Source organism: Acetomicrobium flavidum, assembly GCF_900129645.1.
GTDB lineage: Bacteria > Synergistota > Synergistia > Synergistales > Acetomicrobiaceae > Acetomicrobium > Acetomicrobium flavidum.
In genome coordinates this window covers 101,630-114,034 of the sequence record NZ_FSQZ01000001.1, presented here as the reverse complement: position 1 = coordinate 114,034, position 12,405 = coordinate 101,630, and the positions used below count along the sequence as shown (strand labels likewise).

The 12,405-nt window shown below is 42.9% G+C and carries 12 protein-coding genes; 10 read left to right on the top strand and 2 right to left on the bottom strand.

Going from position 1 to position 12,405, the window contains the following annotated elements:
- The first annotated feature begins 15 nt into the window (after positions 1-15).
- Together BUQ78_RS00540 and BUQ78_RS00535 are read left to right on the top strand one after the other, a co-directional pair.
- Positions 16-975, top strand: a complete 960-nt coding sequence (locus BUQ78_RS00540) for an ABC transporter ATP-binding protein (protein WP_143228289.1) — start codon at positions 16-18, stop codon at positions 973-975.
- Between the two features lie 23 nt (positions 976-998).
- Positions 999-1,769 carry an aspartate/glutamate racemase family protein gene (locus tag BUQ78_RS00535; RefSeq protein WP_143228287.1) on the top strand — a complete coding sequence of 257 codons (771 nt, stop codon included), beginning with the start codon at positions 999-1,001 and terminating at the stop codon, positions 1,767-1,769.
- 35 nt (positions 1,770-1,804) lie between these two features.
- On the opposite strand, the gene BUQ78_RS00530 is transcribed toward BUQ78_RS00535, so the two are convergent.
- Complete coding sequence (locus BUQ78_RS00530) at positions 1,805-2,623, bottom strand: nitrilase-related carbon-nitrogen hydrolase (RefSeq protein ID WP_074198956.1); 819 nt, start codon at positions 2,621-2,623, stop codon at positions 1,805-1,807.
- A 30-nt stretch (positions 2,624-2,653) separates the two neighbouring features.
- A complete protein-coding gene (locus BUQ78_RS00525) occupies positions 2,654-3,886 on the bottom strand; it encodes a cytosine permease (RefSeq protein ID WP_074198955.1) in 1,233 nt (410 codons plus the stop codon).
- 249 nt (positions 3,887-4,135) lie between these two features.
- Here BUQ78_RS00525 and BUQ78_RS00520 point away from each other — a divergent pair, with 249 nt between their 5' ends.
- From BUQ78_RS00520 to BUQ78_RS00485, 8 genes are all read left to right on the top strand, one after another.
- On the top strand, positions 4,136-5,293 hold the full coding sequence (locus BUQ78_RS00520; RefSeq protein ID WP_074198954.1) for a PucR family transcriptional regulator: 1,158 nt from the start codon (positions 4,136-4,138) through the stop codon (positions 5,291-5,293).
- 291 nt (positions 5,294-5,584) lie between these two features.
- Positions 5,585-7,234 (top strand): OPT/YSL family transporter, encoded by a 1,650-nt coding sequence (locus BUQ78_RS00515; RefSeq protein WP_318259417.1) that lies wholly within the window; start codon positions 5,585-5,587, stop codon positions 7,232-7,234.
- Entirely contained in the window at positions 7,225-7,893 is a 669-nt protein-coding gene (locus BUQ78_RS00510; protein WP_074198953.1) for an aspartate/glutamate racemase family protein, read from the top strand. Before BUQ78_RS00515 ends, BUQ78_RS00510 begins: the two co-directional genes overlap by 10 nt.
- 1 nt (position 7,894) lies before the next feature.
- Positions 7,895-8,974 carry an S-methyl thiohydantoin desulfurase domain-containing protein gene (locus BUQ78_RS00505; RefSeq protein WP_318259416.1) on the top strand — a complete coding sequence of 360 codons (1,080 nt, stop codon included), beginning with the start codon at positions 7,895-7,897 and terminating at the stop codon, positions 8,972-8,974.
- Positions 8,975-8,991: 17 nt separating this feature from the next.
- Positions 8,992-9,930 carry a DUF1177 domain-containing protein gene (locus BUQ78_RS00500; protein WP_074198952.1) on the top strand — a complete coding sequence of 313 codons (939 nt, stop codon included), beginning with the start codon at positions 8,992-8,994 and terminating at the stop codon, positions 9,928-9,930.
- On the top strand, positions 9,931-10,761 hold the full coding sequence (locus BUQ78_RS00495; protein ID WP_074198951.1) for a hypothetical protein: 831 nt from the start codon (positions 9,931-9,933) through the stop codon (positions 10,759-10,761).
- Complete coding sequence (locus tag BUQ78_RS00490; RefSeq protein ID WP_074198950.1) at positions 10,754-11,425, top strand: AroM family protein; 672 nt, start codon at positions 10,754-10,756, stop codon at positions 11,423-11,425. The genes BUQ78_RS00495 and BUQ78_RS00490 overlap by 8 nt, the downstream gene beginning before the upstream one ends.
- Before the next feature lie 13 nt (positions 11,426-11,438).
- On the top strand, positions 11,439-12,395 hold the full coding sequence (locus BUQ78_RS00485; RefSeq protein ID WP_074200120.1) for an aminopeptidase: 957 nt from the start codon (positions 11,439-11,441) through the stop codon (positions 12,393-12,395).
- The last annotated feature ends 10 nt before the right edge of the window (positions 12,396-12,405 follow it).

Sequence of the window (12,405 nt, the reverse complement as noted above, 5' to 3'; positions counted from 1 at the left end):
AGGGAGGATAGTACGTTGGATATTCCTATTTTAAAGTTGAGCATGTTGAAGAAATATTTTCCATATAAAAAAGGTAGCTTTGTAAGGGCAGTTGACGGAGTAAGCTTAGAAATATTTCGAGGAGAAACGTTGGGCTTAGTTGGAGAGTCTGGTTCAGGCAAAAGCACGGTTGCCTATACCGTTGTGGGGATGTATGAGCCTACAAATGGTCAAATACTATACAATGACCAAGATATATCATCACTTTATAAATTTAGATCCAATGAAATTAAAGGTAAGATACGTATCGTCTTTCAAGACCCTAATTCCTCATTGAATCCCAGAAGGACAATAAGACAAATATTGTTCACTCCGTTGAAATTGCATAAAAATGACAGATACAAAGGATTTCCTGCATCTCCTGAAGCCCTTTTAGAAGAAGTAGGGTTGTCTTCAATCTATGCATATCGATTCTCTAGGTCCTTGAGCGGCGGAGAGCGTCAGCTCGTTGCTATAGCTCATGCAATTGCAACAAACCCCGATTTAGTACTTTTGGATGAGCCAACTTCCGCTCTGGATGTATCAATACAGGCAAAAGTAATAAATCGCTTGATGGACCTACAAAACAGATATAAATTGTCATATCTTTTTATAACCCATGATCTTAGCCTAATGAGAAACGTGGCACATAGAGTTGCGATAATGTACTTGGGCAAAATTTGCGAGATTGCTCAAACCAAGGAATTTTTCGAGAAGCCACTGCACCCATATACGCAAATGTTACTCTCCTCAATTCCGGTAGTTACCGATGAGGAAGAACAGCTTAAGCCTAAAAAAATAACTTCAAGAGGCGAAATTCCCAGTCCTGTAAATATTCCTCCCGGTTGTAGCTTTCATCTTAGATGTCCGTTTGTAACGGATCAATGCAAAAAGCTGGATCCAGATATGAAAGAATTAGAAGCACGTCATTATGTCCGTTGTCACTTATATAAATAAATTACTCAAGGAGGGCATCAAAGTTGGCGAATGTAAAGAAATTAATGTATATTAGTCCTATAGGCTATAGTTTTTTAGACGACCAAATAAAAAGTTATATCCTTAAATATGTAGAAAATTGTACAGTATGCGCAACCTCTCTTGCAAAGGCTCCGTATCATCTAGAATATCTTTACTATTCTGCGTTAATTGCTCCTGAGCTGTTGAATAAAATAAAGCAAGCAGAGATTGATGGATTTGATGCTGCAATTATCGGGTGTTTTTATGACCCATTTCTATATGAAGCTAGAGAGATGAGCGATAAACTTGTGGTTACTGCACCATGTGAAGCATCATTATCAATTGCTGTTAAGCTTGGGGCCAGCTTTTCGATAATAGTAGGGCGTCGAAAGATGATCCCTTATATGGAGGAAAACGTGAGAAAATACGGTTTTGAAAATAAGCTGGCGTCGTTTCGCTCGGTTGAGCTAGGCGTCCTTGATTTTCAAGACAAGAAGGATCTTGCGGAAGAAAGGATTCTGAGAGAAGCAGAACGTGCAGTGAAAGAAGATGGCGCAGAGGTTATAGTTTTGGGATGCACTAAAGAGTTTGGGTTCTTTCAAAAGGTTCAGGATGAACTTGGCGTTCCAGTGATAGATTCCATGATAGCTGCGTGCAAAGAGGCCGAATTTTTGGTAAGTTGCAAAAATATGCTGAACTGGACGACAAGTAAAGTGGGAGCTTACGAAAAGCCCAAATACAGCGAAATACACCAATGGAAGCTCGATGAATATTTCAAGATACCCATGAAATGATATTGTTTAGCACCATCTTCAAAGAGTGATTTTACTTACATTTCAACAAGTTTTGTGTATAGCCATGGCTTCCTGTCCCTCAGATACGGTATTTGGATTCTTTGGTCAACTACTTCGTCTAAATCGATGCTAAAAACCGTGATATCTTCCTTGTCGATAGGCAACTCGCATATTACTTCACTCCTAGGGTTACATATTTTGCTGCCCCCAAATAAGCGTAAATCCTCCTCTACTCCTACTCTGTTGACGCCAACTGTGAATAAGAGGTTTTCGAGGGATCTTTGCCGAAGGTTCAGATCCCACATATCTTTGTCCTGTTTTCTCCATGCTGCCGGTACGAAGACAATTTCAGCTCCTTTTAAGCATAAACTCCTGCATGCCTCCGGAAAGCCGGCATCGTAACATATCATTATGCCGATTTTGCCGTATTTCGTTTCAAAAACGGGATATCTTGATCCTTCTTTAAAATACAATCGCTCCAGTGTCCAAAGGTGTGTCTTCGCAAAGCTTCCCATCATCTTTCCTTCGTCGTCAAATAGTAAGGCAGAATTATATACTACTCCTGAAACCTCTCCTTTTTCACCGAAGGGGGCGATTATGTAAACCTTATTGTGTTTGGCAATATCTGAAATTTCTTGGCAAATTTGTTCGTAATATTGAATGCTTAACTTCACAACGTTGTCTTTAAGAACGCTTAAATTATATCCAGTAGCAAAAAGCTCTGGCAAACATATTATGTTTGCGCCTGCCTTTACGGCAATATCAATCAAACTTTTGGCATGATCGATATTGTATGGCACATCTCCTAGTTTTGAATCCATCTGGACGATCCCGATATTCACTATCCTTGACATTTTACAGCCCTCCAATTAATCATTTATTTATTATTTTTCAGCAAGATGAAACAAGCGGGCAAAAACAAGATATAAAATGCTTGCGCTTACGATGCCGTTTATCGGTGGTAAACCGTATTGATATTTTGTCGAAAGGTAAGATATCAAAAACCCTAGCAACCAAGCAAGGAACGCTGGAACATTAATGCCCTCGCGGACCCTAAACTGCCTTCCTTGGATAATGTAGTACTCGACCCACATTACACCGGCGATTGAGGGTATCATCATGCTTAAGAATCCAAGAAAGCTTTGAAATTTAAATACAATACCTAAAGCTGCTATTGTTGTTCCTATCAATCCCGCGATGAATGTCAATGTAGATCTGTTTATATTCGGAAATAAGTTTTTAAGTGCCAAACCGCCGGAGTAAGCATTTGATAAATTTGTCGACCAAGCAGCCAACAGTAGTATTGCAAAGGCAATCCAGTTGAAACCAAGCTGTGCAAGTACTTCCGTTATATCCCATGTCGGCGCTTGCATTGCAATGATGCCTGCTGCAATCTGTTGGAAAATGGATATGATGGCAAAACCGATAAATCCTACCATGAAAATATCTAAAGTCCTTTTAGCATAGCGAAGGTAATCTGGAGATATCACTGCACCAACTATAATTAATCCTACGACCATATTGATACCTTCTTTTAAGCTGATGTGTTGAGAAGGTATGTAAGATTTGATGGTATCAATGTTATTAATTCCTACAGTTTTGATCAACCCCCATGTGAGCAAAATAATCAATGGCGGTATTGCTATATAATTGAAGACCGCCATAGTTTTAAACCCATACGTAGCCACGATTACCATCAACAGTCCTATTACGATAGTTGTAATGGTGAAATTAAAGCTTGGAAAAATCTTTTGGATCGACAACCCGGCTACTCCAGCTTGGACTCCAAACCAACCAAAGCTCGTAATTCCTAAGATCAAGGAAATGATCCATTTGCCTCCCACATTGCCAAAGGCCCCTTTTGCAAGGATGTAAGTGTTAAGCCCTTCCTTGTATCCTATATATCCTTGGATGGACAATATAACTACCAACAAAAGATTGCCGATGACTGAAGCTATAGCCATATCCTTGAAAGTCATACCCGCTATAAGTGCTCCGCCAACCATTAGTTCTGAAATGGCTATGTTACAACCTAGTATATTAAAAAGCGGAGCCCTCCATCCTGTGCGTTCTTCTTGTGGAACTGGGTTGAGGATAAGCTCTTCTCTTTCCTGCACTATTAATTCACCTCGATATAAAATAATGATTTGTTGATCTTTAAATCAGGTTGTATAATTTTAATATTACATTTACTGGGGAATAATTAAACTGAGTAGGATAATTCAAGCAAAAAGAATGATCACCAAAATAGCTGATAAAATTATATTGTGTCTGAAAAAACAGTCAATGTGTCAAAAGCATAAATTGGATGGCCATGTTGTTGTGCAGAAAGCATATAACGTTCACCCAAATTTGGAGGCCAAAATATGATTTCAGTGAATGAAATGTTGAAGTTACCAGTTCTCTCAGGATCCTCTATTTTAGCAGGGCAAAGTGGTCTCAACAGGAAAATAAAATACCTAGATATACTGGAGGTACCTGATGCCGAAAATTGGCTTGTTTCCTATGAATTTATTCTTACCACTGCCTTTGCCTTTAAGGACAATGAAGATGGATTGAGTAAGCTTGTCGAAGTGGGTGCAAAGCGAAATTTAGCTGGATTCGGAATAAAACTGGGGCGTTTTATAAACTCCCTTCCAGCTTCTGTAATCGAAGCTGCAAATCGCTATTCCATGCCCATTATTGGCCTACCGATCAATGTACCTTATATACAAATTATAAAAGATGTAATGTTTGAGATTATAAAATCGGAAGAAAGCCTGAAAAGAAGCTTGGCCAAAAGTGATGTTTTCATTCAACTTTTAGAGGGTGATGTACAAACTGCAGTTGAAGAACTTGGATCGTATGGATGGGAAAGGGGCACTCCTGTGCGTATCGGTGTTTTGACTTCCTCTGTCGGATTTAATTTTAATAATGATGATATCGCTCTTTTGCGGCATGTCCTATTAAGGGCTGATCTCGAATTTATCCTCGCTCCTCGCCATGAAGATCTAGTAATTCTTCTTAGAGATTTACCCGTAGAAACAATTAAGGAAGTAGTTGAATTTTTAAAAGGTCAACTTAAAGGTAAGGATTTATTGCTTGGATTAAGCGAGCCACGTCCTCTTGGCAAGTGCATAAAACATTCTTTGAACGAGGCACAAGTGGCATCTCAGCTTGGCAAAGTCTTAGGTTACAAGATTGGAGTTATACCCTTTTCCCAGATAAAGATGCTTTCAATAATTCTCGAACACCCGCAACTTGGGGAAATAATTTCGACCGCATCTCATATGCTTTCCCCTATCTTGGATCACGATGCCAACCAGGGAACAGAACTTTTTAAAACTTTGAAGGTCTTTCTGGAGTCCGGTAAAAATCAACAGATTGCGTCATCCCTCCTCCAAATCCATAGAAATACGCTAAGGTATCGTCTAGGGCAGATTGAAGAATTGTTAGGCGATCAACTGCTTGATAGCAAGAGCAACTCTATTTTGCAGCTTGCCATATTTTTCCATTCTGTATATCAACACAAAGCGGATGTTTAAAAATAGCTTTTGTTCATTATGCACAATAACCTCCTCATTTTTTGCAATATATCAAACATTGTATCACATCCATTTATAGCTATAAAATAAAAACAGCATTGAATTAAAACATATATATTTCTAAATAATTCAGCCGTCTGCTTAACTTTTAAGTTCGGTATTCAGAACTTATTATCTCTATTTGTTCAATATACAATTCAACATTATCAACTATATTCCCATGCTATTTATTACATTCAATTACTACTTGAAAAACAAAGTTGACAAGATAAAAACAGGAGGGATGAGAAGGTGTCTCAAAATACTAATCAACACGTCAAAGCAATGGAAAAAGAAACTTTCTTGATAAGCCTTATTGTAACATTCTTTTCGGCAATTATTTGTATGCAGATCATAGCGCGTATTGGAATCACTCCCAATACTTCCATCATCGGTGCTTTGATAGCAATGTCTATCGCTAGGATTCCTTCGGCAGCACTGTCGAAATTTAGAAACCTTGATCGGCAAAATTTAGTTCAGACGATGACATCAGCAGGAGGGTTTGCAGCTGCTAATTGCGGTCTGCTCGCGGTGGGCATTTTGTATGCCTTTGGAGACTTGAAGTTAGTAATTCCTATGCTGCTGGGAAGTACTATCGCTACATTAATCGGGATATATTTTGTATATAAGGTCTATGATTCTGAAATGTACCCAGCCAGTGGATCATGGCCTCCAGGGGTTGCGACTGCAGCTGCATTGATCGCAGGAGACGAAGGAGGAGCGAAGGCGAAGACGTTATTTAAGGGCATCATTTTAGGAGCTCTGGGTACAGCGCTGAGGGTAAAGCCGGTTATACCCAGTGGGCTTCCTATGGCAGGTGTCGGTATTGCCTTTATAGCCAATCCTTCGGCTATGCTAGCCTTGGGAATAGGTTTAATATTGAGAGGTTATTTTCCCCAAATTTCCTCTGTTATGACTTCTATGGGTCTAAGTGGCCTTCCTGCAGATTTAGGGAAGACCTATATACCACACGGTGTCATGATAGGTGCTGGATTTGTATCGCTAATTCAGGCTATGATCATAATATTTAAAAAGGACTCTTCAGCTGATAAAACAAGAGGTAAAATTGAAAATAATGAATATATTCCTACGGTATCTCCATCTGAAACCAAGAAGGTCATTCTTATGTCTTTTGTCCTCTTTATCGCGGGAGCGTTGGTCTTGGCTTTTATCTCTGGCGTATATACGGAAATGACAACATCAAAACTGGCTTTGTGGATTTTTTGGTCTGGTATATCAGCGCTTATCGCACCAATACTTGTTGGCCTATGTGCCATGCACTCCGGATGGTTTCCAGGTTTTGCCATCACAATCATATTTTTAACCATAGGTTTATTTATGAACTTTCCTCCTTTAGCCCTAGCTTTACTTTCCGGTTATGTAGCAAGCACGGGTTCTTGCTTTGCCGATATGGGCTATGATTTAAAAACAGGATGGATCATAAGGGGAATGGGCAAAAATATTCCCTACGAGCTTGACGGAAGGCGCCAACAGTTTATATCAGAGATGATAGGCGGCATAGTTGCCATGATCGCAGTAGCTTTGTTCATGAATATGCATTTCAAGCTTGATTTGATTCCTCCTGTGAGTCGTGCCTTTGCCGTCACTATTAAGGCCGGTTCAAGTCCACAAATCCTGCGGGAACTTGTCATTTGGGCAATACCTGGGGCAATAATTCAGTTTGTTGGTAAGGCAAAACGTGCATTGGGTATACTTTTTGCCACTGGGTTACTTATAAACAATCCGATTTACGGGGTAGGTCTCCTGATCGCCGTGGCCATAAGACGCATTTACGAGAAGACGCATAAGGAAAAGATGGAGCTTTACGGTGCTGGTTTCATAGCAGGCGATGGCATATATGGATTTTTCTTTTCTATAGGGAGGAGTTTTGGATGGTGGTAAAAAGGGCAAAAGTAGGTCTAATAAGGGTACTCACTACAAGCGATCGGGATTTGCTCGAACTTCACGGGAAAAAGGTGATGTCGTGGTTTCCGGAGCTGGAGGTGGTGTCGCGCTGCATTCCCGATCAGCCGGAAGGTATACACGATGACACGACGGAGCAAATGGCCGTTCCGAAGGTTATAAACCTGGCAGAGGAATTCGAAAGCGAAGGTTTCGACGGTATATTGGTAAGCTGTGCTGGAGACCCTGGAGTAAGCGAGCTTAAAGAAGTACTTTCGATACCTGTAGTTGGCGCAGGGAGGACGACGGCCTGCATCGCTCTTTCCTTTGATCTCCCCATTGGTGTCTTAGGGATTACAGATGAAGTACCCGTGGGCATGAAGGCGGTATTGCGTGATCGCATGATAGCTTGGACAAAACCCAGTGGTGTAACTTCGACGCTTGACTTAATGACCCCTGCGGGCAGATCGAACACACTAAATGCGGCAGAGGAACTAAAACAGAAAGGTGTCAAAGTGCTCGCTTTAGCATGCACTGGCATGGCAAGCATAGACGTAGCGCCTTTGATCGCTAAAGAAACGGGTCTAATTGTAGTAGATCCGCTCAAGGCGGCTGCAGCTGCCTTGTGGACGGTTTTAGAGCAAAGAGGAGGTAATTGATTTGAGCGAAATCTTGATCACTGAAGATATGGTAGATGCCATAGCCCTCGGCGGCTGTCTGCTCGGCGGTGGCGGTGGCGGTTCTATGGCGGAAGGAATTAAGCTTGCAAAGACAGCCCTGAAACATGGCAAAGTTTTATTGAAGGATATTAATGCTGTTGACCTCGAATCAGTTGTGTTGACCTCTTCTGCCGTCGGAGCTCCGTCGTCAAGCGAAGCCTTTGTGACAGACCAAGATCACCTGCGTACGGTCGAACTGTGTCAAGCGGTAGGTGTTTCTGGGATAAACGCATTCATCACCAACGAGTGCGGAGGAGGATCCATCTTCAACGGGTGGGTGCCAGCTGCTGTTTTGGATCTTGCTTTGCTTGACGCACCCTGCAATGGGCGGGCCCATCCTACGGGTTTGATGGGTTCTATGGGGTTGCACCGAATTAAAGATTACGTTTCAGTTCAAAGTGCCGTTGGAGGGAATCCCAAAACTGAAAAGCACTTGGAAGCAGTTTTCAAAGGTGCACTAGATTCTGCTTCTTCTTTAGTAAGACAATGTGCGGTCTGTGCAGGTGGTCTCGTAGCTGTGGCAAGGAATCCGGTGAAGGCATCCTTCATAAAAGACCATGGTGCTCCGGGTGCAATAAAGTTAGCTTTAAAGTTGGGTGAGGTCATGATGAAGCTAAAATCAAGCGGCCCACGGGCTATAGCTTCTGCTTCGATGGATATTTTAGGAGGCAACGTAATCACAGCTTCCCGTGTAAAGGATAAAAAACTTGTCTCCGAAGGAGGATTTGACCACGGAAAGATAGTATTGGAAGATGGCCATGAAATTACTTTTTGGAACGAATACATGACATTAGAGTGCAACGGCAAACGTATCAGTACCTTTCCGGATCTTATTATGACGCTTGATGGAGAAAGTGGCATTCCCGCAACAAGTGCCGAGGTTCGCAAAGATCAAATGGTAATAGTCGTATCAGCTTCGGCCAAAAACCTAATTTTGGGTGAAGGCATGCGGTGTAAAGAGCTATTTGAACCGATAGAAAAGGTCATTGGAAAAGAAATAATAAGCTACTTAAAAATTTAACGGGAGGCGTAAATTTCATGTCGCTAAAATGGACTATTGAGGCAATAGATCTTTTAGGTAATCCCAAAGTAAATGGACAAGACGTCAAAGAAGTGTTGGTTAAGATAGGGCTTAAAGACGTTGAGGTAAAGACGGTAACAGGTCCAAATGGGAAGACCGATTTTGTAAAGGTTTGGATACCTGGAAACGAGGGCAAAAGATCTGGAGGATCTGCTCCAACCCTTGGCATAGTCGGCAGGCTTGGCGGCATAGGCGCAAGACCGGAAAGGCTTGGCCTGGTCTCCGACGCCGATGGAGGCATAGCTGCCGTAGCTACTGCCATGCTTTTAGGTGATATGTATAGCAAGGGAGATATCTTAAAGGGCGATGTTTTCATCTCTACTCACATATGTCCAGATGCCCCCACCCAGCCACACGATCCCGTCCCCTTCATGGGCTCCCCCATCGATATGGCGATGGCTAACAAAGAAGAAATAACCGGCGAGTTGGACGCTGTGCTTTCGATTGACACGACTCGTGGAAACAGAGTCATAAACCATCGCGGTTTTGCCATATCGCCGACTGTAAAAGAGGGATGGATACTGAGAGTGAGCGAGGATTTGTTGTCTCTCATGAGTTATGTTACCGGGAAAATGCCGGTGGTATTTCCCATAACCATGCAGGATATCACGCCTTACGGCAACGACATTTACCATTTAAACAGCATAATGCAGCCGTGTACGGCGACCTCTGCACCAGTAGTAGGAGTTGCCTTGACGTCCGAGGTGCCGGTCCCGGGATGTGCAACGGGCGCTACGCAGGCCATGGATATTGACGAGGCGGTTAGATTTAGCGTTGAGGTCGCTAAGTACTACGGTGAAGGAAGGGTATCTTTTTACGATGCGGCGGAATTCGACAGATTAATCTCGCTTTATGGACATATGAGGCATTTACAGACCTTAGGAAAGATAAAATAAATGAAAATTCAAGTTACACTTACCGTAGAAGAGGGAAAAAGGGTCATAGCAAGAGGCATTTCCTCGTTACCCGAAGTCAACCGCGTAATGAAGCAAGGCATCTTACTCTTGAAAGGGGGAACGACAGTATCTGCAGTTTCGGAGACCTTGGTTGGGATTAAACTGAGGATATCCGGAAGGATAACCGAGAGAGGTGCCGTATCGACCGAAGGTAATGTTGAAGGCCCGCATTCCATTGTGATTAGAAACGGCAAACCTGAAACGGCGGATGGACACCTTGAGGAGATAGTATCTCAAATGGGTTCGAGCGATTTGGCAATTTGTGGGGCAAACATCATAGATGGGGACGGAAATGCAGCTATGATGGCAGGTCGTTTTTTCGGGGGTGAGCCGGGCAGGATTCTTCCTCTTTTGCATGTCGAGGGAGTGCCTATCATCGTAGCTGCAGGGCTTGAAAAATATTGCCCCTTTTCTTTAAGGGAAGCGATGTCCAGGTGTGGACGAAACGTACCGGATATGTCTATGGGCATGTCAGTTGGATTAGTTCCAATTGTAGGCAAGGTCTTTAGCGAGGTTGATGGCATCTATGCACTGGGTGCCACGTATGTAACAGTGATAGGACGAGGTGGAATTTACGAAGGCGCAGGTAGTACCACTTTTTTGATAGAGGGAGATAAATCGTGGGCTAGCAACTTCATGGAATATATTTGTTCCATCAAAGGTACATTACCAAGTGGGATCGAGGATTCCTTAAAAGAATGCCTGCGTTGTGGCCCAGGAGCCCCGGATCACTTGAATTGTATTTATAAAGGGAGAATGAACAATGTATAAAATTGGTGCCGTAACAATAGGACAGTCGCCAAGAAACGACGTTATGGTGGACATAAAACCGATTTTGGGGCATGACATTGAAATTGTAGAGGCCGGAGCGCTAGATGGACTTAGTAAAGAAGAAATAGCCAAGTTAGCTCCAAAAGAAGGAGATTATGTATTGGTAACCAGGCTTCGTGACGGCACATCCGTCAAAGTTGCAGAAAAGCACATCACTCCCCTGCTCCAGGACAAGATCGGCAAGCTTTTTGAAAGCGGTATCAAAGTGACTTTGCTTCTGTGCACTGGAGAATTTCCTGATTTTGGCGCAAATGGCTTTCTTTTGAGACCCCAAAGAATGCTTTTTGAGGTAACCAAGGCAGTTGGAGAAGGTTTGAAGTTAGGCGTATTTACCCCTTCAAAGGACCAAATAGAGCAATCGCGCAAAAGATGGTCTGCCGTGACAAAGGACCTTCGGATAGTGGCTGCCTCACCTTACGTAGAGTCTGATGCCTCAATAGCAAGGGGCGCTATGGAGTTATCCGAATGGGGAGCGCAATTAATAGTAATGGATTGTATAGGCTACACTTCCAAGATGAAAAAGCATGCAAAAGAAATTACTTCATGTCCCGTGATCTTGGCCAGGACCGTTGCAAGCCGCATAGCCAGGGAATTGCTTGAGTGAGGAAAAGATCATGATGAGCGAAATAAATAGTTTGATGGAAATTGCAAAGAAGCTTTTAATGGTAAATATGGGCATAGCAGGGGGCGAAAGGCTCCTTGTCCTGTGTGATGATGCTACGCAGGACATCGGCGATGCGATCTTTAAGGCTGGCATGGAGGTAAAAGCTAGATCTTTCTTGCTTTGCATGCAAAAACTTGAAAAAAGCGGCATGGAACCCGACGAGCTGGTGGCAAAGGCTATGGCGATGTCGGATGTGGTTATGGCACCTACCAGCGCTTCTCTTACCCATACGCAGGCACGGAAAAATGCCTGCAGTTGTGGGGCACGAATTGCCACCATGCCAGGGATCACTGAAGATATGTTTTTTAATGGCCCGATAAATGCCGACTATGAAAAAGTAGAAAAATTGACCAAAAAGGTTACTGTCTTGCTGGATAAGGCGAGATCGGCCAGAATTGTTACCGGAAAGCATACGCTTTTAATGTCGCTTGAAGGAAGACGTGGCGTGCCAAGCACCGGAATTTACCGCAATAAAGGAGAATCGGGAAATTTGCCCTCAGGCGAAGCTTACATAGCGCCCCTTGAGGGCACTGCGACGGGGAGCGTTCTTATAGACGGTTCTTGCGTTGGTATTGGGCTTCTTGATTCTCCACTCATCCTGGAATTTGATCAGGGGTTACTTTTGGACGTGAAAGGCGATCGCGCTGATCGCCTGCTTGAGGTTTTGGGTGATAATTCCAATGCGCGTAATTTGGCGGAACTTGGCATTGGGACCAACGATAAAGCTCGCCTCACCGGGGTTATCCTAGAAGACGAAAAGATATATGGATCTGTTCATGTAGCAATGGGAAGCAATGACACCTTTGGTGGAAAAGTTGCTGCAGGCGTTCATGTTGATGCTGTAATGAGGAGCCCTGAACTTTATTTGGATGATATACTTGTCGTAAAGGATGGTAAGATATGGATTTAAGCTATTGAAT